Below are 20,035 nucleotides of genomic sequence, written 5' to 3'. Positions count from 1 at the left end.
CAAGTGGGGCAATCGTCTGTAGCCCGCATGGCTGTGAGGCTGAACCCAGCCCCACTTTTTTCTTCTGCCCCACTCGGAAGTGGGGCAGCGGTCCGAACCGGTGCTCCGTGGCGTTTGAGCACTTGAACTCTTCCGCTGCAAAAAGCCGTTTTCTCAGAATCAGAACAGGTGGGTCTTATATCGGGAAAACCGGTGACACCGGTGACAGGCCATTCAAACCCGCATGGCTCTAGGGATGAACCCGTCACCGGTTTGTTTGCCGTCACCGGTTCGACCGGTGACACCCGATAGATTTTCTCTGAATCAAAACAAGTGGGTCTTATGTCGGGATTACCGGTAACAGCGGTAACATCCCACTCAAACCCGCATGAATCCTCACTTTTACCCGTTACCGGTAATTTTTTTGTTACCGGTTGAACCGGTAACACGGCCAAGAGGCTTTCCTCTGAACCAAAAAAGCCATGTCTTATATGGAAATTACCGGTCACACCGGTCACATGGGGTTTGAGACCGCATGGTTGCTGGGTTTTGCCCGTGACCGGTTCTGATTCTGCGACCGGTCGAACCGGTCACACTCTTTGCCTGTCGCGATTTGGTCGCCGCAATCGCCGTTGATATCGGGCGGCAATGTTTTTACACATGCTCCGGAATAACCGTCCGAACCGTCCTGTAATCTCCCTCCGTTCCACATTGCAAGTGCGCGAGAAACCACCTCAAACTGCTTTCTCGTGCGGAATTAATTCTCAATTGCGAACATTGATCCGCGTAACACAAAACCGGATGGCAACAATGCGGAATTTTTTAACGACCAAAGAATTTGCCGACAAAATCGGAATGAAACCAGCCTCAATCCGCGTTTTTTTGTGCCGGCACGGCTCCTACCACGGGATCAAACCGATTGGCCGAATGCCGAACGGCTGGTTGATTTGGCCGAAAAACGCGCCGGAAAAATTTTTTGAATTGGGGAGAATCCGCGAGCCGGAAATTTTCGAACGCACTCAAAACGCCATAAATCACATTGGTGAACGCAAATGAGTCTGAATGAAAAACAGCGCCAGGCGCGCCGGGCCGGGATCGGCGGGAGTGATATTGCAGCGGTTTTGGGGTTGTCACGTTGGCGGACGCCATATGACGTATGGCGGGAAAAAATGGGGCTGGCGGAGGATGAGAGTGGGCGGAATGAACCGAATTACTGGGGGCAGATGTTGGAAGACGTTACCGCCAGGGAATACCAAAAGCGCGCGGGCCGCCGCGTCCAGCGGGTTAATCAAACTCTCAAACATCCCAAATACGATTGGGCGATTGCACACATTGACCGGGCCGTTGTAATTCCGGGCCGGCGCGCTGTTTGGCGCGGGGACCATTTGGCCGGAGCAGAAAAAATCCTGGAATGCAAAACGGCCAGCGCGTGGAAATCGCGAGAATGGAATGAGGGCGAGAAAGTGCCACTTGAATATCAGGCGCAGTGCCAATGGTATTTGGCCATCACCGGTTTGGGCCGCGCTGATATTGCCGCGTTGATTGGCGGCCAGAAATTCATTATTCGCAAAATCAAGCGCGACGATGAAACGATCCGGGCGATGCTGGCCAGGGCCGAGGAATTTTGGCGGAAATATGTTGTTGAGCGCATCCCGCCGCCGCCCATCAATACCGCCGATATTTTGCAAATGTTTCCCGTTGACGATGGCGATTTTGTGGAAATCGGCCAGGATGCGGAAACATTGGAAACATTCAATCAATTGAGGCAATTGCGGGATGAGAAAAAAACCCTGGATGAAAAAATCGATGCGCTGACGGAATCATTAAAAGTGCGTATTGGGGAACATTCAGGCCTCACAATCGACGGCCATCCTGTTGTCACGTGGAAAACCACAAAAACCCGCAAATATATCGATTGGGAATCAATCGCTTGTGAGCTGGGCGCCCATCAGGAGATCGTCAAAAAATTCACGACTTATATATCCGGCAGCCGCCGCTTCCTCATCAAATAGGAGTTTTTATGGCAACATCATTGAAACGCGCCGTCACCGGCGATGGCAAACCCGCTACTGTTCAACAACTGTTGACGAATCCGAAAATCAAATCGCAAATCGCCCTGGCGCTCCCACAACACCTGACGCCGGAGCGGTTGACGCGCATCGTTTTGACCGAAATCCGGCGAACTCCGGCGTTAGCGAAGTGCAAACCAGAATCGCTGTTGGCAGCGGTGATGCAGTGCGCCCAGCTGGGGCTGGAACCCGGCGGATCATTGGGCCACGCCTGGCTGATGCCATTCAAAAACGAGGTTCAGTTTATCATCGGCTACCGGGGCATGATTGACCTGGCCAGGCGTTCCGGCCAGGTCCTGAGCATCGAGGCCAGGGGCGTTTATGAATCTGACACATTCCATGTGAGTTTCGGTTTGGAACCGGATTTAACTCACCAACCCGACTGGGACCCCGCCGACCGGGGGAAATTGGCATTCGTTTACGCCGTGGCCAGGCTCAAGGATGGCGGTTTTCAATTTGACGTGATGAGCCGCGCCGAGGTGGAAAAAATCCGCGCCCAATCCCCCGCCGGCAAAAGCGGGCCATGGGTGACCCATTTTGAAGAGATGGCGAAAAAAACCGTCATTCGGCGGCTGTTCAAATACCTGCCTGTATCTGTCGAAATGGCCAGGGCGGTGGGGCTGGACGAGGCCGCCGAGCGGGGCGAGCAATCCGACGCGATTGACGCCGATTGCGTGATCGAATCGGAGGAGGAGGCCACCCCGGAGGAAAAGGGTGACTCAGCCGCGTGAGCTGATCCACTCCTTGAGCGCTTCGTCCATCCTCGTTTGCCAGCCAGGGCCGGTGGCGCGGAAATATTCGATCACTTCCTGGCTGAAGCGGATGGTGACCATGCGTTTTTTCGGCGCTTTCTGCGGGCCGCGCTGGCCCCGGCGGCGCTTGAGCGTTCCCGCCTTGTATGCCGCCACGATTTCCGGCACGACCTCGCTGGCCGGGCGCAGACGGGCGAGTTCTTCGTCGGTGAGTTCACGGGTGTCAGGATCGGCCTCGATACCGCGCTGGATTTCGGCGTCTTCTTCCAACGTTGGCATGTGCAAGGATTTTTTAGCCATAGCGGTTCACCTCTCTTCTGTTAGCCTTGCGCAAGCTGATAACCCGAACCCTCGGGCCGCGCAGGGTGAAAACCAGACAATGAAGGCGGTCGCCAATCGGTCCATAGGCGATAAAACGGCGCTCGCCGTAGTCCTGGCGGTCATCTTCCAGGATGGTGGCATCACCCCATTCAAATGCTTCAACCGCATCGAAGGGCACCCCATGATTGCGCAAATTGACCGCCGCCTTGTTGTCGTCCCATTCGTATTCCATAGTATGACTGTAGTCACAAAAAAAAGTGCGGTCAATGCCTTGCCGGATTGCTGGAAGGTGATCTATACTGAAATTGTCACTTCAAAAGAGGTGACCCGGGGTGACAGCCGGAAGCACAGGCGCACATGCGCCGTTCGAGCGCATTTTTTATGCCCGTTCTACGGCGGATTGTGTGGGGAGGCCTTCGGGCCTGCCGGTCCCTGTGCCCGGTCTGTCAACCCCGCGCAATCCGCCACCTTATGCCGATTGACAGCGGCGGTGACGGTCTCTGAAACGAGCACAGGAGACCACACCATGAAATCTTTTATTGACCGCGCATCTCTGCGCACCCCAATTATTTTTGCCAATCCAGAGCTGGGAAACGTCCGCGCATTTGATATTGATGGCGTGACGTGGTTTGTGGCCAAAGACGTTTGTGATGTTCTAGGTTTGCAAAACCCGACGAAAGCGCTGGAGATTTTGGATGATGACGAGCGGAAAATCCTAACTATTAGAGAGGGTACCCCTGGAAACCCAAACGTCAATGTCATCACTGAATCAGGATTGTATGCCCTGATTCTCAGATCGAGAAAGCCGGCAGCCAAGGCTTTCAGGAAGTGGGTGACGTTTGAAGTTCTTCCAGCCATGACCGAATGGCTGGCGCTGCGCCTTCGGCAATTCAAACCGGAGGCAGATTTCACCTGGCCGTCCAGCCAGGAGTGCGGTGATGCACTATTGCCCCGTGGCACGGCGGAATTGATTGCCGCGCGGAGCTGGTCCGATGGCGCCCGGCAGTTGCGGCGGCGGTGGGGTGTGGCGCTAAATGAAGGGGCTGAGCTGGGAGGGGCAAAATGAGCGTTTTGACCAATCAACGCCAGGCAAAACGCCAATCCATTCCAAACCCGGCAACCTCCCATGGCGCGCCAGCATTGGTGCATGGCAATGAAATTGAAACCCCGTGCAAACACTGCCACGGCCAGCGTTATGTCCGCCTCCGCCTGGGGCATGCGCCCTGCGCTCATTGCAATCCGTTTTTCTAAGGAGAAATCATGATGGCTGAATACGTTTTGGAACCTGAAAAAATGCAACTTGTTGATGTTTTGATAATCCTGGCCAATGACCTGAATGACGGTTTGGTTTTTATCGACGGTTACCAAAATAACCCGTCAGGAAAACTCATCCAGGCGAGGGATTCGATGCGCACAACCCGGCAACTCCTCATGGAAGCGGCACAGGAATTGGGCGGCGAGGTGAACATCCATGACTAGAATCACCAACACCATCGAAGCAATTACGGCGTTTTACGAGCGGTTTGCTGATGATATGACATCACTGCCGAGGGATTTTACCGAGGAAGAAATGGCAATTTTACGCTCGATTAATGGGCATAACTCGCCCGACATCAATTGCGGCAATTTAGCATCAATGCTCAAAATACTGTGGGTGGCGCATCAATCCAAGGAAATGGAGGATGAGGATTTGGGTAATGCCCTATGGGGGTTGCACGAATTCGCCAGCATGATTAGCGTTGCGATTTCCGTACAAGAGTTTACAGCACATTTATTGAACCAGGCCAAAGGCGGGTGTCGGGCGGAAACCGATTGAGGATAATAAAAATCCCCGGTGGCCGCCACTCCACCGGGGACTTCGCGATCATCAACGCCACCCCCTGGCGATCCGTATCAAACGAGAAAAACCGATTTTGAAAAACGAGAGGATGACGAGTGAATGATAAGCAAAGTTTCAGTTTTTTTCCAGATTTTTCCCAAATCCGCGCGGCTGCCCAGGGCCGCTGGCCGGAAATTCTCGCCCGCCTGGGCATTGATGCCTCTCATTTGAAAAACCGGCACGGCCCGTGTCCCGGCTGTGGTGGCCAGGACCGGTTCCGGTTCGACGATTTAGAGGGGCGCGGCACCTGGGTTTGTGGCGGCGGCGGCCAGGAGCAGGCGGGGGATGGGTTTCAACTGCTCGAGCACGTCCATGGCTGGAACCGGGCAGAATCCTTCAAAGCGGTGGCGGAAACGCTGGGACTGGCCGATGGGATGGACCCTCCGCCGCCCAGGAAAGCGCCCGCGAAACCGCCGGGTAGCGACCGACGGGCCAGACAAGCCGAAGCGGCCAAATTAGCCTGCGCGGTGATTGATGCCGCACCCCTGGCCGAAATTTCACACCCCTACCTCATCGCCAAACAACTCCCCTGCCAGCGGGATGAACAAACCCCGGCAAACCCGTTCCCGACGCTGTATCAAATACCAATCAAAGGATTGGTGGAACTCATCGGCTACCACCCCAAGGGCCGCGCCGGCCACCTGGACGGGAATATTCTCATTGCCCCCGTAGGGGATTGGGAGGGCATTCACCACCCTGGAAATGATTGATGAAACCGGCCGCAAATCCGCCCTGGCCGGCGGCAAAAGGGCGGGCTGCTGGTGGGCCGCCCAGGCCATGCCGGAATCGACGTCACACCTATTAATAGGCGAGGGTATTGCCACCGTTTTGAGCGCCCGCGAGGCGACCGGCTGGCCGGGGGTGGCGACTCTAAGCTGCGCCAACCTGAAATCGGTGGCCGAGGCGATGCGCCGGCGCTATCCGGGCGCCAATCTGGTGATTTTGGCCGATCTCGGCAACGGCCAGGCCAGGGCCGGGGAAGCTGCCCGCGCCGTTGATGGCGCGCTGGCGGTACCGGATTTTGGGGGGCGGGAAAACGAGGACCTGACGGATTTTAACGATCTGGCCCACTGCCAGGGGATAGACACAATCAAGAGGCTGATAATGTATGCAAAAACGGCAACAAATGACCCCGGCACCTCCCGCTGGGAAAAACCCGTTCTGGAATCTGTGACGAGCCTGGAGCGCGTCATAGACGCCCTCGCTGAATTGAAACCAATTGAATATGAACCCTACCGTAAATCCATGGCGAGGCGTTTCGGGCTGCGCCCGTCGATTCTGGATGCCGCGGTCAGGGAGCGCCGCCGGGAGCTGGAAGAGGTTCCGGCGGGCAGCGGTATATTGGCGCCGCTGCCGAAACCCTGGCCGGACCCGGTGGACGGCGCCGCTCTGTTGGACGAGCTCCGCGCCGTTTATACCCGGCACCTGGTGCTGCCGGATCATGCCGCTGAAGCGCTGGCGTTGTGGACCCTCGGCACCTACATCTACAACTCTTTCCGCATCTGGCCAAAACTGTTGGTTACGTCACCGGAAAAACGCTGTGGCAAATCCACTCTGCGGGAAACTCTGGAAGCGGTGGCGCGCCAGGCCATGCCCACCAGTAATATTACGCCGGCCGCCCTGTTCCGAACCATCGACATGGCTCACCCGACGATCACAATTGACGAGGCGGACGCTTTCCTGGCTGACAACGACGATTTGCGCGGGATCATTAACAGCGGGCATACCAAACGCGGCGCATTCGTGATTCGCTGCGACGGCGACGACAACCAGCCAAAACGTTTTTCGACTTGGGCGCCCATGGCCATTTTCATGATCAAATTGCCTGCCGACACCATCGTTGACCGATCAATCGTGATTCAATTGCGCCGCAAGCTGCCAAGCGAGAGAGTCGAGCGCATGCCGCTGGACCTCGATGAGCGCTGCCTGCCCATCCGCCGCCGCTGCGTGCGTTGGGCCGAGGATAACGCCGAAAAACTCAAAAGGGCTGATCCAGATATGCCGCAACACGGCAATGACCGGGCGTTGGACAATTGGCTGCCACTATTTGCCATCGCTGAGGCGGCGGGCGGCGAGTGGCCGGTTAATGTCCGCCTGGCGTTCAACGGCCTGGAAACATTGGATGAGGATGACGGGATTGGGCCATTGATCCTGCGAGACATCCGCACTGTTTTCACAGAACGCCGTATCGAACGGATGTTTTCCCGCGAGTTGGTAGCCGCTTTGATCGAAATCGAAGAGTCGCCGTGGGCGGAATGGCGGCGTGGAAAACCATTGACCCAAAACAGCCTGGCGCGGTTACTCAAACCATTCGGGATTCGGCCACACATTATACGGATAGGGCCGGACATCGCAAAAGGTTACGAATTTGATCGGTTCCGTGACGCATTTGCCAGATATATCGCTGATGAAACCGTCACGAACCATGAAAAAAATGCTTTCTCTCTAACTACCCCTTTTCAAACCGTTACACCGTTACAACCCAGAAAGCATGCGGGTTACAGCGATTTTCAAACCGTTACACAAAACAAAGATGTAACGGTTGAAAAACCTCTGAAAGCCGCGCCACAAGCGGATTGTAACGGTGTAACGGATGAAAAACCCCCTTCCCGAAAAAAAAACAAAAAAATTTCAAAAAATCCTCCAAAACCCAATGGCGACGGTCGAGACATCGGAGAAATATGAATGGAGGGACCCCCATTTGAAACGAGGTAGAAAATGACGACGAAACGAGATTACAGAATTGGCATCATCGGCAAAGATTATCAGAGCATCCCCAGCGTTGTTAAAGCGTTGGAGGCGCTTGAGCAAGTCGAAAGGATATTGCCAGCCATCGGAGGCTGGAGATGACATTAGCGGCCCACATCCATCAGGCCGGTTTTCATCTGGAGACCGACGGCAACAATCTGATTATCGAGCCGTTCAGTGAGCTCACCGCCAGTCAGATTGCATTCCTTAAACGCCACAAGGCGGAAATCATCGCCGAACTCCTGGCCGCCAACGACGGCGGCAACCGGTTGGCGATCCGCCCGTGCGCAACCTGCGGCGTTAATACCCTGCATCAGCGCATCGAGGGTGAATGGGGATGCACGCGGGTTCATGTCACGAACATGCGGCCAAAACCCGAGGCGATTGATACGGCGGCCAGAAACGGGCCCATTGTCGAATGTTGGACACCCTCCGGCGAATGCATCCGAGTCCGGGCGAGGGATGATGCCCATGCCGCGTGGCTGCGCAAAATGAATCCAAAACCTGCAATAACTGAACCGAGGTAGATCATGATTGAATCATTTGTTTTCCGCCACCTGGCCAAAACCGCCACCCTGGGGCTGGATTCCACGGCTTTTCCTGAAGCGATGGCGGCCAACCGCAACCCTTTAACCCTCAGCCCCCGGCGTGTCATGGAAATCCTGATGGAACACGGCGAGGACCCCTGCACCCGGCCCCAGGCGGCCGCTCACGAGGCCGGGCATTGGGTGGTCGGCGATACCCTGGGGCTCTCCCCCTACCGGTTTTTGCGGGTTTTCAAAAAAAGCCGCCGCTGGCTGGGAGAGAATCAGGCGGTGGATGGAAGCAGCGCCCACGTTGTCCATGAAGTGGGGCGATACAAAAAACACACGTTGCAAGTGATCGGCGGTTATGCCGGCGAATTGGCGACCGGCTTTTGTCACCCGGCCAGCAGCCTGGATGAGCGGGTTTTGTTTCTGGAGATGTGCCGATCCCTCACCGTTTTTCATGGGGGCGACGCCAAGGCCTTACACGATGCCGGACAAAAAGTGGTGCTGGAAATCATTGCCGCCAGAAAACAGGATTTTGACCGGGTGCGGCGGCATCTGGAACGGCATCCGAGAATGCTGCGCGGCCAATTGGCCCATCTCAGCCAACCGGATCCCACTCCCTGGCTGGCGCGCTGGGAAAAGCTGGCAACCCTTATTAATAGGAATGAGAGATGATCCACGCGAGCTGCTACGGACGCCTGGCCAAGGACCCGCAACCGCGAACCACCGCCAACGGCAAGCCGATGGTCACCGCTTCCCTGGCCGTGGACGTGACGCCGAATAACGGCGACGTGCAGGAAACCCTGTGGGTTTCGGTACTGGCGTTTGGCAAACAGGCGGAAGTTTTGGCCAAACACGCCAAGGGGGAAATGATTGCGGTTACCGGACGGCTGACCCAAAACCGCTGGCGGGATAAAACCAGCGGCGAGGAGCGCGCCGGCTTCAGTTTGATGGCCGACACGATTATTTCATCCAGGACGGTGCGCCCAGGTGGCGGCAAGCGCAAACGGCAAGCTCCGAATCAGCAACCAACGGCGCCGGTTTTTCATGATGATGAATTGCCCTTTTGAGAACCGCTTATGAACAGGCATATCAATTTGACGGTTTTGGCGCTGGTTTTGCTGGCCGTGCCTTTCAGCCATGGCGCCGTGGCCATTGTCATCGCCATGCTCTGGCTTGCCGCCGTCATCACCCGGACGGCCAGGAGGTTGCTGCCCTGGATGGGGGCGGATGGCGAATTGGCGCTGGTCTTCGGCCTGGCGGCCCTGGGATTCGGCTTGGCGCTGTGGCGATCACAGCCGGCATGGCCGGATTTGCTGGTCGGATGGTTTTTGATATCCGCCTTGTCTCTGATTGGCTTTGCCATCGCCCGGCGATTGTTGCGAAAGCGGCGGCAGGTTGTGTACAGCGAATCTGGTTTCGTGAGACACAACGATAAGAAAGGATGAATATGGGAGCCAAATCAAGACGCAAGGGCGCCGGCGCGGAACGGGAATTTGCCGCCGTTTTATTCGACTGGCTGGGAGTGCGGCTGACGCGCAATCTGGCGCAGTCCAGAGCCGGCGGCCATGACTTGGTGGTCGACGACGAAGGCCCGGCGGCCGAGGCGCTGGGCCGGTTCGCCATCGAGGTGAAGCGTCACGCCAGGGTGACCCACGCCAACCTCAAGGACTGGTGGCGACAGGCCGGGGAACAGGCCAGGCGCTGCGGCAAGGTTCCCGCCCTGGCCTATCGTGCCGACCGCCAACCCTGGCAGGTGCTTATCCCCCTGGCGGAAATTCACTCCCACCTTCCGGCCGGCGATAGCCTGGACTATTGCGCCGTGTTGAGCGTCGAGGGGTTCGCCGCCGTGATTCGCGAAATACACATCAACTGAGGATTTCCATGGAGAACAACATCCATTCAATCCAACTGAGAAGGGCGAGGAATCATGCGGAGGCAATCGTTTCCCGATTCGATTCCCTCAATCATTTCATCGACTGGGCGAACCGGGAAACCGGCGGACGCTTGTATCAACTGACGGCCCTCATGCGCCAACGGGAGGACGAGGACGGCTGGTGGGTTTTCAAGGCCTGGCTCCGGTCGGCGGAGAGGGAAAAGCATCTGGCCGCCACCTGCATCCTGGCGCTGTCCCTGACAAGAATTCAGCGTAAGTCATTGAATCATGGTTGAGGGTAAACCCTGGGTCAACCCCGTTTCGCCGCTCTATGGCGCTCTGAGGAGGCCGGTTTTTTGATGGACGCCATCGATAAGTTGTCACTACTCATACACCACCTTCAATCCGGCCAGCCGGTGCCCGAGGTGTTGGCCGAATGGTTCGCCAACGGCGCCATGCGCGCCATGGCCGGGCGGGCCTCTTCCCTCGATCATGCCCTGGGGCTGACCAGCCACGGCAGGCACACCCTGCATTGCCGGATCAAACGCCGGGAGGTGCGCCGCCGCTTGCTGGTGGCGCTGGACCTGGCCGGAAGTCATGCCGCCCTGGCCAAGGCGATCGAGCACTTCCGCGCCAGAAAATGGCCGTGCTGGCGGCATCTGGAACAGCCACCTAAGCGGGCCAGCCGGATCGAGCGGGAATTGTTCCAGGCTTTCCGGGTCTCCGGCGGCAATGTCCCCGAAAGCATTCGCTCCCTCAAACGCATCGAGGCGCAAGCAGCCGCTTCTCGCGCGCATGACTGAATGCGACCATGGCGCCATGAATAAACCGGAACCTGTAAACCCCTCACCCAATGAACTGTTACTGATCGAAGCATTGATCCGGCGCGGCTTCGATCTGGAATCGGCCAACAGAATCCTCATCGCAGCGAGGGTGGAGCGGCAATGTCTGAACGAATGGAGTTTGGAGCATAGACCATGGCAAGTAGATTGATTACGGAATACCGGCAGAAAGCCAAAGCGCTGAAAGATCATATCGAGGCGGCGGCCAGTCAGTTGCTGGATACCGAAGACAGGCGCGCCAGGTTGCAGGCGGAGCTAAAGGATATTCAGGAGAATCTGAACCGGCAGGTCCTGAACGACAGCGCCAGGGCCTCCTTGCAAGAAAGGGCGGAGATCATCCGCCACGAAATCTCCGTGCTCAACGGCTTCTCGCAGAAACTGCCCGAGGATATCCGCGCGGCGGAAGTGGAACTACAGGAAGCCGAGGCAATTTTGAAAGCGGATGAGGAAGTGAAAAGCGCTGGCGAGGCGGTGAAAGCGTTGGAGGAAAAGCTTGCGGAACACAGCCAGGAGCGCGACAGACTTTTGCTCAATATCGAGAAACTGAAAACACGGCTGGATAATCTGAATCAGGCGATCGATACCACCCGCCAGGCCAATGCGGACCTGCTCACCACCAACCCGGAGGCCAAAATAGACTTATCGAGAGAGACGGCGCTCCAGCAGGAAGCGCGGGCGGTATCAGCTTCCCTGGAAAATCAGAACGACAGAATCGCCGCCCTGGCCGGGGAGATCGAACAGATCACCGAAGCGCTGGCCGCGAAAAAGGAGGCGGGATTGATGGCGCGGGCGCGTCTGGAAAAAGCGAGACTATCGAAAGAGTTGACCGGGTTAAAAGACAAGATAACCCTTTATGCCGCCCTGAATAAAAAGCTCGGAATGCCATTCAAACTGAACGAGCTGTTCCCATTGGACAGCGACGAAGTGAATAAAAAGATGAACGAACTGAGTCTCTAGCGCTTGTCTCCTGAGCGCGCCTGGTCCACGACACGGACCACAGGCCGGCGGTCTCTCATGGCTGCCGGCTGTCTTTTGTGCATGTTATTGATTTTTATGATGATATCAGCGGGTCCTTCCTGGAGGGGGGCGCGAGAGGGTACAAAGAGCCCCGTGCACTGTGTAGATAGTCGATTTTATTATTAAGTTATGCCGATGGCGACTAAAAAATCCGACCTTTTCACCCACCTCACCCTGGGCGATCTGGAGAAGCTGACCGGCCGCGCCCGCCATACCATCCGCCGCCGTCTCGAACGCGCCAGAATCAAGCCGGTCAAGGTGTCCAGGAACACACATTATTACCATCCTCCCGAAGCCTTGCGGGCAATTTACGCCGACCCCTCCGAAGGCCTGCATCAACAACATCTTTCCGTATCCGAGGAACGGGCCAAGTTGCTCAATGCCCAGCGGCGAAAGGTGGAAATGGAGATGGATGAACGCGCCGGGCGGCTGATCGAGATAGAACTGGTTTGCGACACCATATTGAACGGCGTCAACGTCTTGCGCAACCGGCTGGAACAGATACCCCTGGCCATCGCCAGCCAGGTGATAACGGCGGAAGACGAATCCCAGGTGAGGATTATCATCATGGATGAAGGCAAACGCGCTTGAGGACCTGAAAAAAGCCTTCAAGCAATATCAATCCTGATAGAGGGTGGCCCCGCTTTCCGCGACATATAAGGTGGCTTTTGGATTTCCCAAAAAGCATTCCTGGCTGTTAAGCCATCAATACCGGCGTGGAACCGTACCGATCAACCCTTCCAGAAAACCAATGCCAAAACCAATCAAGGGGCTCAGAAACAGAGCTAGCAACATCCAACCCGCCACGGGCGGATAAACGAGGATGACCACTATCGCCACAGGCAGCCAGGGAAAAGAATGGCTTTTGCCAAGGCGTCTTGGCGGTGGGGAGACATAACGTTCACTAGGCAAAAATAACATGGCGAAAAAGTATATTGATATCCTAAGATAAGTATATACAGAAGGCACGGTTAGGGCGAACGGGGGCGATTGAACAGTAGACATGACGATGAATGAAAATGAAAAACACGGGAAGATTCCAAGTACCGAAGAAGCATGGGAAGCCAGGAAGCTTGGCGCGGATGAAGCCTTTGTGGAAAAGGTCTCAAATGAAGATATTCAGGAACAAATAGACCGCGCTGCCGGAACGAAACTGTTTTCCATTCGGATGGAACAGCAGATGATCGATGCCCTCAAGTATCTGGCGTCAAAAAATAACGGAATCGGATACCAAACGCTTATCAAGCAGATTCTGGCCAGATTCATTGAGGCGGAAATGAAAAGCATGTGGAACGAAGCAATAGCCGTTCATCAACGGCGAAAGGAGGAGGGTAATAATAACGACGAAGCTGCTTAAGGTGACCGATTCGGCAACCGGAGTGGATACTAAAAAGCGCTGGCACAATTCCAATAAAAAAGCTTCTCAGGAGTACCTGACGAAGCTTTTTTTGATTAATTCGCTTACATAATGCTTATATAAACCGGAGAAGAAACGTGCTTACTGGAAATGATTCACTTAAGTCTTTGAAATGTAAGCGCGCCCGGCAGGACTCGAACCTGCAACCCTCGGCTTAGAAGGCCGATGCTCTATCCGGTTGAGCTACAGGCGCTGGGATGGTCGGGGCAGAGGGATTTGAACCCCCGACATCCTGCTCCCAAAGCAGGCGCGCTACCAGACTGCGCTATGCCCCGAATAAAAATTGAAAACGGCATTATATACTGTTTTTGAGTCTGGTCAAAGCAGGATTTGTTGCGCCAATTTTTTTGAATTTTCGATAACGGCAAGGTTCAATCCATATAGATTCGATCTCAACCACATTTTGCATGAAAATATTCTCAACTCCAGTCATTGATCCAAAAAATGGGCGTCATTCTCGAAACTTCTTTCAAACCGGCATGGTGGCTGAATAACCCTCATCTGCAAACCTTATGGCCTACTTTCACCCGGCGTTTGCCACCACCGCCACGCCGCGTTCAAATTCTGGAAACGCCAGATGGCGATTTTCTGGAACTGGCTTGGTGCGGTGGCGGCGCTGGGCCTTTGGTATTGCTGTTACATGGTTTGGCTGGAAGTTTCAATTCCCATTACATTAAAGGACAACAATGGGCTTTATTGCAAATGGGGTGGCGCAGCGTGGCGATGAATTTTCGGGGCTGTGGAAAAACGCCAAATCGTACTGCTCGCTGTTACCATTCGGGTGAAACTGATGACGTAGATTTTGTCTATCGCCATCTACTCCATCTAGAACCGGGGGCTCCCAAAGCAGCTGTGGGTTTTTCTCTCGGTGGCAATGTGTTGTTGAAATGGCTGGGAGAAAGGAAAAAAACAATAGATTTATTTGCCGCGTGTGCGGTGTCGGTGCCGCTACAACTGCATCTGTGCGCGGACACAATGGACCGGGGGTTTTCCAGAATCTACCGCAATCGATTGATTGGGGAATTGAAGCAATATATAGCCCAAAAAATCCGCTATCTCGAAAAAAAAGGTTTTCATGCAGAAGCCAAGCGGTTAAAGGCATTAGGCGAACTGGATTCTATTCGCTCCTTTTGGGAGTATGATGATCGGGTGATTGCCGGGCTTTATCCTTTTGAAGACGTGCATGACTATTACCGCCAATGCAGTTCCCGCCGGTTTTTGGGAGATATCCAGGTGCCAACACTGCTGATTCAATCCCTAGACGATCCATTCATGATACCGGATGTCATTCCACCGCCTGAAGAAACCTCCCCAAGTTTTGCCATGGAGATTACTGCTGGTGGCGGCCATGTGGGATTCATTCAAGGAACGGTACCGGGCAAAGGATACTATTGGTTGGAGCAACGGATTCCTCAGTTCCTGCGTTCTCGATATTTGGCCAAACACGCTTCTGCAGAGCCATCGCAAGCAAATGAGCTTTGCCCTGAAATTTCACCGTGAATACTTACTTGGCCATTGACCAGGGCACCCATGCCAGCCGCGCAATTTTGTACGACCACCAAGGCCGGCAAATTGCCCAGGCTCGGCAAAATGTTGCAATTTCCCGTTTTGACAATGGACGCGTTGAACAAAATCCCCAGGAGATAGTTAATTCGGCAAGAGCGGTGATCCACCAAGTCATCGCTTCCAATCCGGGTTCTATTTCTGCTTGCGGCATCGCCACCCAACGCTCCACGGTTTTGGCCTGGCACGAAGATGGCACACCTATCAGTCCAGCATTGAGCTGGCAGGATGTGCGGAGCGCAGCATTAATCGAGGATTTGCAGATTCATGAAGCGGAAATCCGCCAAATCAGCGGACTTCCGCTTTCACCTTATTATGGTGCCAGCAAGCTTCGCTGGTTACTCGATTGGCTGGCGGATAATCATGGGAAATATGATCAATTGAGGCTCTCCCCGCTGACGAGCTTTATGATATTTCATTTGCTCGAAACCCACCCCTTCACAATAGATCACGGCAATGCCCAACGCACGCAATTGATGGACCTTGCGACCCTTAACTGGTCACCTCAATTGTTGGAATGGTTTCAAGTCCCTGAAACCTGTTTGCCTCAGTGCTCCCCGATTTGTTGTGAATATGGATTGTTGGCGAGCACGAATATTCCCGTGCTTGCCGTAAATGGCGATCAAAACGCGGCCTTTTTCGGTGCGGGGGAATTGCCACCAGACAGCGTTTTGATCAACCTTGGCAGCGGCGCCTTTATCCTGCGGGATATCGGCCCTGCGCCAAAATCCAGTCCGTACCAGCTTACCGGGATTGCCTATAGTGATTCCCGTCGTACCTGTTACCTTCGTGAAGCTACGATTAATGGCGCTGGCAATGCTTTGGATTGGGCGCAAACAAAATGGGGTATCAAGAATTTCTACCAGCAATTATCTTACTGGCTTGAGCAGGTGAAAGATCCTCCTGTCTTTATCAATACCATTGGCGGCCTGGGTTCCCCATGGTGGCGGGATAATCTGAAACCTAAGTTCATGGGCGACGATCATGAATTTACTATTGACAGGCGTGTGGTGGCCATTGTGGAAAGTATTGGTTTTATGATTCAAGCTAATCTTGAACTGATGAATCAAGAAGCCCCAATTTCCAAGCTCTATGTCAGTGGCGGCTTGGCCAATGCGGATGCACTGTGTCAATTATTGGCTAATCTTACTCATCTGGCAGTAGAGCGCCTAGGGGAATCGGAAACGACTGCCCGGGGCATTGCTTGGCTGGCCGCTGGATGTCCGGAAAACTGGAGATTGACAGTGACAAACAACCTATTCACGCCCCGGCCTGATCCCGGGTTAGAATTGCGCTATCGCCAATTCTGCCATTTTCTGGAACAATACCGGCAATGACGAATATCCCCACCCTTGTTGCCCATCGCGGCTACATGCATTGTTACCCTGAAAACAGCTTGATTGGCTTGGAGGCAGCGTTGCGGGCGGGTGCTTGCATACTCGAATTTGACCTCCAAATGACGGCCGATGGAGAATACATGCTCCTCCACGATGCCACTCTCAAACGAACGGCAGGTAAAGATGTCAGCATATTTGAATCGACCGCAGAACGATTAAGCCAATTTAGCGTGCACGAGCCAAACCGTTTTGGCGAACGCTTTTTTCCTACGCCTATTCCACGACTGACAGAAGCATTGCAATTATTGAAACGCTGTCCCAAGGCATGTGCACTGGTGGAAATAAAAGAAGAGAGTATTACCCGCTGGGGACTTAAAACCGTCCTGGGCCCCCTGCTTAATGCCTTGGAACCTTATAGACAACAATGCGTTTTAATTTCCTATGAGGATGAAGTTTTAGTCTTCGCCCACCAACAAGGGGGCTGGCCTGTTGGTTGGGTGCTTCATCGGTATGACAACAACCATAAAGTAAAAGCCCAGGCAATCCAGCCGCAGTTATTGATCTGCAATGTACGCAAAATCCCCCAAAAGCAGCTTCTGTGGCAAGGACCATGGCGCTGGATGATCTACGACCTTATGAATCCAGAGCTGGCATTGTCCTGGGCTGATAAGGGGGCTGAACTAATTGAAACCGCAGACATTGGAGGTATGTTGAGCGATCCCCGCCTGGTGGAAAAAGCGTGTCATCATGGATTATGATGTTGTAGTCATTGGTGCTGGCATACATGGCGCGGGAGCAGCCCAAGCCGCGGCGGCAGCAGGTTACAAGACGCTGGTTCTGGAACAGTATCCCGAACCTGCTCGCGGGACTTCCAGCCGCTCCTCAAAATTGATACACGGCGGTCTTCGTTATCTCGAGACAGGTCAATTCCACTTGGTTTGGGAGTGTTTACAAGAACGCGCTCGGTTACTCCGAAATGCACCCCATTTGGTTCGCATGGTGCCTTTTCGCATTCCTGTCTTCCCCGAAACCCACAGGCGTCCGTGGAAAATAGCACTTGGTTTGGCGATTTACTCGATATTCAGTTTTAAACCATTTTATTTTATTCCCAAACACCGTTGGGATGACTTAGATGGGCTGCGCAAACAGGATTTGCAGGCATTATTCAGTTACTACGATGCCCAAACGGACGATGCCCTCCTGACTCGAGCGGTGCTGGCTTCAGCGGCATCATTGGGCGCGGAAATCTATTTTCAAGCATGCTTCGAACATGGCGAAGTTTATGATCATGGCTGCACTCTGGATTTTTCAACCCCGGAAGGACGGAAGCAAATCAAAACACGGGTGATCATAAACACTGCCGGCCCGTGGGCCAATGAAGTATTGGCTAAAATCATCCCACCTCAAAGACCTTATGCCATCGATTTAGTCCAAGGCACCCATATTCAGATTCCAGGCCATTTGAAACATATTTATTATCTGGAAGCCCCTCAGGATCAAAGAGCTGTCTTTGTCATGCCTTGGCGGGATAATATTCTTGTAGGGACAACGGAAACTCCGTACCAAGGAGATCCTGCCCAAGTTACGCCTCTGCCCCAGGAAATTGAATATCTGTTGGCTGTCTACAACCACTATTTCGAGGAATCAAGAGCTCTGGAAGATATTCAGGAAAGTTTCGCCGGGCTTAGAGTTTTGCCTGCGGGAAAGGAAGGCGCTTTCTCTCGGCCACGGGAAACCATATTTTGGGTTGACCGTTCAACACAGCCACGTCTTATAACGCTCTATGGAGGAAAACTGACTGCCTACAGGGCGACCGCAGAAAAGCTTATTAAAAAACTTAAAAAATCCCTACCTAACCGTAAGCCTATTGCCGATACCAGCAAGTTAGCGCTGCCCCGAATAGACTAGATCAGCTTAGTGAATGGGTCGATCCTGAGAGACTTTTTGGTATTCGGGCAAATCCACCTGGATCATAAAGTATTCCGCCCGCCTACCATCGGATAATTTAACCACGGAATTATAGGAGCGCACTTCCCCTCGATCAAGCACGTCCAATGTCGGCAATCCATTTTCGTCAAGCCCGATACTTGATGAGCCTACTTGAATCCCCAGGCGATCAAAAAAAAGGATTTTGACAATGGGATGAATCGCCGTCAGCGTGTCGTTTTTTAAGGTCATCTTATATTCATAATTCCTATCTTGTTCGTGGCCTATCAGGGTAAAAATGATATTGCGCACGTATTTTTCCTTAATTGGAATTACCTTATCGAATTCCAGCTTATGTAGCGAAGGCAAACGCCCCATGACAAGCTCATCGATTTCTTTTTTTAGCTGGTCCAGCTTGGGCCGCATTTGCTCCAATTCCCGAGACTGCTTTTTTTCTATCATGTTCAGCTCGGTAACTTCCTTTGCATACATGCTTAGCTTAACGGAAACAAACATCAATACTGAAAAAAGTATTCCAACAGCCGTCCACAATCCATAGATCAATTTGGTCCGTTTTCTGTGAGAATGAGAAGATCTGCGTGATACTCTGACACGATCCCTTCTGTTTTCTACTGAATTTGATTTCAATGAAGATCGAGATGTGGGGGTGTCTGTAGTTTCAGTATCCATAGAGCTATTTTAAACAAGTTTTAAGGAGTAGACCAAAGCATCAAAAATTAAAAAATACCCGCTGTGTATTTGTAAAGCACTAAATGACTCATCAGCACTCAGAAAGTATCATTATGTGCTCACGAAAAAGCATAATGGCATGAGCAACTTACAATACAGTTATACCAGAATTTTAGCTATGGCATAACCACAAAATTAGGTGTCACACAAACCATTAGCGATATCGGAGAGGTTGGGATAACATTTTTCTAATGCTTAGAAGGTTTCGGCAATGATACGGGCCCGTGCCTTGTCGTCAGGTGCGGAAGAGAGTTTTTTGTAGAGTTCGATGACCGATATGGAAGAAAATACAAGGAATTTATATTCGGTTCATTCTATCATGGAAAGGATTTTGCAACCGGGACGCTGAGGCGTGAAGGAGTTATAGTCAAATCTGGTGTATCAGGAATGGCTAATCAGGCGGCATTCCTGTTCTCCTCGGTGTGTTCGTTCATCTCGCTTATCTCGATGCCATCTTTGAATTTCACGCCCTCGATGAACTTGGCAAGCTGGTCAAATCCGCGGATGCGCCGCCACCTTTTCTCGGCACACATACCCAGCTTGTAGATCATCACTAGCATGGTCTTTCTGCTCACGCATCCCCTGGCTCTGTCGGTAAATGTCAAAGTAACTGTCGCCAAAAGTTGAAAATTAATGAATGATATTGAGCTTGTTGACTGAGCGCGAATCATTCTGTTTATCAGGATTTAGGCAGACGTCAGGTTGCCAATCCCAGTTTCTGGTATGTTGACTCCATCGTTTGGGGTTTCGTGCTTTAGCAGCCTCATAGACCGCCTTACGTTGAATTAATATCGCCTGATCTTTAGCGTCATGGCGTTGAGCCGGTGTGACAAATTGAATACCACTATGCCGATGCTGGTGGTTGTACCAGTCCACAAAGCCGCTTACCCATTCCCTGGCAACAGCTATTGTCTCAAAGGGCTGTGAGGGATATTCAGGCGTATATTTAAGTGTCCTGAATAGGGATTCGGAATAAGGATTGTCATTACTCACTGCCGGGCGACTGAGTGACGTCGCTACCCCCAGTTT

The 20,035-nt window shown here is 53.4% G+C and carries 28 protein-coding genes, 2 tRNA genes and 1 pseudogene; 24 read left to right on the top strand and 7 right to left on the bottom strand.

Annotated features, from left to right (window positions below):
• Positions 1-780 precede the first annotated feature (780 nt).
• The 3 genes from AXA67_02215 to AXA67_02205 are packed head-to-tail and all read left to right on the top strand — an operon-like array spanning position 781 to position 2,779.
• Complete coding sequence (locus AXA67_02215; protein ID KXJ39366.1) at positions 781-1,035, top strand: hypothetical protein; 255 nt, start codon at positions 781-783, stop codon at positions 1,033-1,035.
• Entirely contained in the window at positions 1,032-1,991 is a 960-nt protein-coding gene (locus tag AXA67_02210; GenBank protein KXJ39365.1) for a hypothetical protein, read from the top strand. The genes AXA67_02215 and AXA67_02210 overlap by 4 nt, the downstream gene beginning before the upstream one ends.
• Before the next feature lie 8 nt (positions 1,992-1,999).
• Positions 2,000-2,779 (top strand): hypothetical protein, encoded by a 780-nt coding sequence (locus tag AXA67_02205; protein KXJ39364.1) that lies wholly within the window; start codon positions 2,000-2,002, stop codon positions 2,777-2,779.
• Here AXA67_02205 and AXA67_02200 read toward each other — a convergent pair.
• Together AXA67_02200 and AXA67_02195 are read right to left on the bottom strand one after the other, a co-directional pair.
• Positions 2,768-3,079, bottom strand: coding sequence for a hypothetical protein (locus AXA67_02200; protein ID KXJ39406.1), 312 nt, complete (start codon positions 3,077-3,079; stop codon positions 2,768-2,770). The genes AXA67_02205 and AXA67_02200 overlap by 12 nt on opposite strands.
• Positions 3,080-3,092: 13 nt before the next feature.
• Positions 3,093-3,353: a hypothetical protein gene (locus AXA67_02195; protein ID KXJ39363.1), complete on the bottom strand. Its 261-nt coding sequence runs from the start codon at positions 3,351-3,353 to the stop codon at positions 3,093-3,095.
• Positions 3,354-3,647: 294 nt separating this feature from the next.
• On the opposite strand from AXA67_02195, the gene AXA67_02190 reads away from it, so the two are divergent.
• The 16 genes from AXA67_02190 to AXA67_02115 all read left to right on the top strand — a co-directional run bounded on the left by AXA67_02190 (position 3,648) and on the right by AXA67_02115 (position 12,604).
• On the top strand, positions 3,648-4,187 hold the full coding sequence (locus AXA67_02190; protein ID KXJ39362.1) for a hypothetical protein: 540 nt from the start codon (positions 3,648-3,650) through the stop codon (positions 4,185-4,187).
• A complete protein-coding gene (locus tag AXA67_02185) occupies positions 4,184-4,372 on the top strand; it encodes a hypothetical protein (GenBank protein KXJ39361.1) in 189 nt (62 codons plus the stop codon). The genes AXA67_02190 and AXA67_02185 overlap by 4 nt, the downstream gene beginning before the upstream one ends.
• 9 nt (positions 4,373-4,381) lie before the next feature.
• Positions 4,382-4,600, top strand: coding sequence for a hypothetical protein (locus AXA67_02180; protein ID KXJ39360.1), 219 nt, complete (start codon positions 4,382-4,384; stop codon positions 4,598-4,600).
• On the top strand, positions 4,593-4,937 hold the full coding sequence (locus AXA67_02175) for a hypothetical protein (protein ID KXJ39359.1): 345 nt from the start codon (positions 4,593-4,595) through the stop codon (positions 4,935-4,937). Before AXA67_02180 ends, AXA67_02175 begins: the two co-directional genes overlap by 8 nt.
• Positions 4,938-5,056: 119 nt before the next feature.
• Complete coding sequence (locus AXA67_02170) at positions 5,057-5,710, top strand: hypothetical protein (protein ID KXJ39358.1); 654 nt, start codon at positions 5,057-5,059, stop codon at positions 5,708-5,710.
• On the top strand, positions 5,703-7,685 hold the full coding sequence (locus AXA67_02165) for a hypothetical protein (GenBank protein KXJ39357.1): 1,983 nt from the start codon (positions 5,703-5,705) through the stop codon (positions 7,683-7,685). The genes AXA67_02170 and AXA67_02165 overlap by 8 nt, the downstream gene beginning before the upstream one ends.
• Before the next feature lie 161 nt (positions 7,686-7,846).
• Positions 7,847-8,275, top strand: coding sequence for a hypothetical protein (locus AXA67_02160; GenBank protein KXJ39356.1), 429 nt, complete (start codon positions 7,847-7,849; stop codon positions 8,273-8,275).
• Between the two features lie 3 nt (positions 8,276-8,278).
• Positions 8,279-8,953: a hypothetical protein gene (locus tag AXA67_02155; GenBank protein ID KXJ39355.1), complete on the top strand. Its 675-nt coding sequence runs from the start codon at positions 8,279-8,281 to the stop codon at positions 8,951-8,953.
• On the top strand, positions 8,950-9,348 hold the full coding sequence (locus tag AXA67_02150) for a hypothetical protein (GenBank protein KXJ39354.1): 399 nt from the start codon (positions 8,950-8,952) through the stop codon (positions 9,346-9,348). The genes AXA67_02155 and AXA67_02150 overlap by 4 nt, the downstream gene beginning before the upstream one ends.
• Before the next feature lie 9 nt (positions 9,349-9,357).
• Positions 9,358-9,726, top strand: a complete 369-nt coding sequence (locus AXA67_02145) for a hypothetical protein (protein KXJ39353.1) — start codon at positions 9,358-9,360, stop codon at positions 9,724-9,726.
• A gap of 2 nt (positions 9,727-9,728) precedes the next feature.
• Positions 9,729-10,154, top strand: a complete 426-nt coding sequence (locus AXA67_02140; GenBank protein ID KXJ39352.1) for a hypothetical protein — start codon at positions 9,729-9,731, stop codon at positions 10,152-10,154.
• 8 nt (positions 10,155-10,162) lie between these two features.
• Positions 10,163-10,450, top strand: coding sequence for a hypothetical protein (locus AXA67_02135; GenBank protein ID KXJ39351.1), 288 nt, complete (start codon positions 10,163-10,165; stop codon positions 10,448-10,450).
• A 63-nt stretch (positions 10,451-10,513) separates the two neighbouring features.
• On the top strand, positions 10,514-10,957 hold the full coding sequence (locus tag AXA67_02130; protein ID KXJ39350.1) for a hypothetical protein: 444 nt from the start codon (positions 10,514-10,516) through the stop codon (positions 10,955-10,957).
• The gene (locus AXA67_02125; protein KXJ39349.1) at positions 10,950-11,147 is read left to right on the top strand and encodes a hypothetical protein; all 198 of its coding nucleotides are present in this window, start codon (positions 10,950-10,952) and stop codon (positions 11,145-11,147) included. Before AXA67_02130 ends, AXA67_02125 begins: the two co-directional genes overlap by 8 nt.
• Complete coding sequence (locus AXA67_02120) at positions 11,144-11,953, top strand: hypothetical protein (GenBank protein ID KXJ39348.1); 810 nt, start codon at positions 11,144-11,146, stop codon at positions 11,951-11,953. Before AXA67_02125 ends, AXA67_02120 begins: the two co-directional genes overlap by 4 nt.
• Positions 11,954-12,148: 195 nt before the next feature.
• Positions 12,149-12,604, top strand: coding sequence for a hypothetical protein (locus tag AXA67_02115; protein KXJ39347.1), 456 nt, complete (start codon positions 12,149-12,151; stop codon positions 12,602-12,604).
• Positions 12,605-12,718: 114 nt separating this feature from the next.
• On the opposite strand, the gene AXA67_02110 is transcribed toward AXA67_02115, so the two are convergent.
• Positions 12,719-12,934 (bottom strand): hypothetical protein, encoded by a 216-nt coding sequence (locus AXA67_02110; protein ID KXJ39346.1) that lies wholly within the window; start codon positions 12,932-12,934, stop codon positions 12,719-12,721.
• An 88-nt stretch (positions 12,935-13,022) separates the two neighbouring features.
• Here AXA67_02110 and AXA67_02105 point away from each other — a divergent pair, with 88 nt between their 5' ends.
• Entirely contained in the window at positions 13,023-13,370 is a 348-nt protein-coding gene (locus AXA67_02105) for a hypothetical protein (protein ID KXJ39345.1), read from the top strand.
• A 179-nt stretch (positions 13,371-13,549) separates the two neighbouring features.
• Here the strand turns inward: AXA67_02105 and AXA67_02100 are convergent.
• Together AXA67_02100 and AXA67_02095 are read right to left on the bottom strand one after the other, a co-directional pair.
• Positions 13,550-13,623: transfer RNA gene (locus AXA67_02100), tRNA-Arg, on the bottom strand.
• Between the two features lie 5 nt (positions 13,624-13,628).
• Positions 13,629-13,705, bottom strand: a tRNA-Pro gene (locus AXA67_02095).
• A gap of 169 nt (positions 13,706-13,874) precedes the next feature.
• Here AXA67_02095 and AXA67_02090 point away from each other — a divergent pair.
• Genes AXA67_02090 through AXA67_02075 form a run of 4 tightly spaced genes read left to right on the top strand, consistent with a single transcriptional unit; the run spans position 13,875 to position 18,238 of the window.
• Positions 13,875-14,930, top strand: coding sequence for an alpha/beta hydrolase (locus tag AXA67_02090; GenBank protein ID KXJ39405.1), 1,056 nt, complete (start codon positions 13,875-13,877; stop codon positions 14,928-14,930).
• Positions 14,927-16,330, top strand: coding sequence for a hypothetical protein (locus AXA67_02085; GenBank protein KXJ39344.1), 1,404 nt, complete (start codon positions 14,927-14,929; stop codon positions 16,328-16,330). Before AXA67_02090 ends, AXA67_02085 begins: the two co-directional genes overlap by 4 nt.
• Positions 16,327-17,088 carry a hypothetical protein gene (locus AXA67_02080; GenBank protein ID KXJ39343.1) on the top strand — a complete coding sequence of 254 codons (762 nt, stop codon included), beginning with the start codon at positions 16,327-16,329 and terminating at the stop codon, positions 17,086-17,088. The genes AXA67_02085 and AXA67_02080 overlap by 4 nt, the downstream gene beginning before the upstream one ends.
• Positions 17,078-18,238 carry a hypothetical protein gene (locus tag AXA67_02075; protein ID KXJ39342.1) on the top strand — a complete coding sequence of 387 codons (1,161 nt, stop codon included), beginning with the start codon at positions 17,078-17,080 and terminating at the stop codon, positions 18,236-18,238. Before AXA67_02080 ends, AXA67_02075 begins: the two co-directional genes overlap by 11 nt.
• 6 nt (positions 18,239-18,244) lie before the next feature.
• On the opposite strand, the gene AXA67_02070 is transcribed toward AXA67_02075, so the two are convergent.
• Together AXA67_02070 and AXA67_02065 are read right to left on the bottom strand one after the other, a co-directional pair.
• On the bottom strand, positions 18,245-18,772 hold the full coding sequence (locus tag AXA67_02070) for a hypothetical protein (protein ID KXJ39341.1): 528 nt from the start codon (positions 18,770-18,772) through the stop codon (positions 18,245-18,247).
• 864 nt (positions 18,773-19,636) lie between these two features.
• A pseudogene (locus tag AXA67_02065) lies at positions 19,637-20,035 on the bottom strand (integrase).

It is taken from the genome of Methylothermaceae bacteria B42 (assembly GCA_001566965.1).
Classification (GTDB): Bacteria; Pseudomonadota; Gammaproteobacteria; order Methylococcales; family Methylothermaceae; genus Methylohalobius.
Note: the sequence above shows the minus strand (reverse complement) of the source record. Positions and strands in the feature narration are given on the sequence as shown.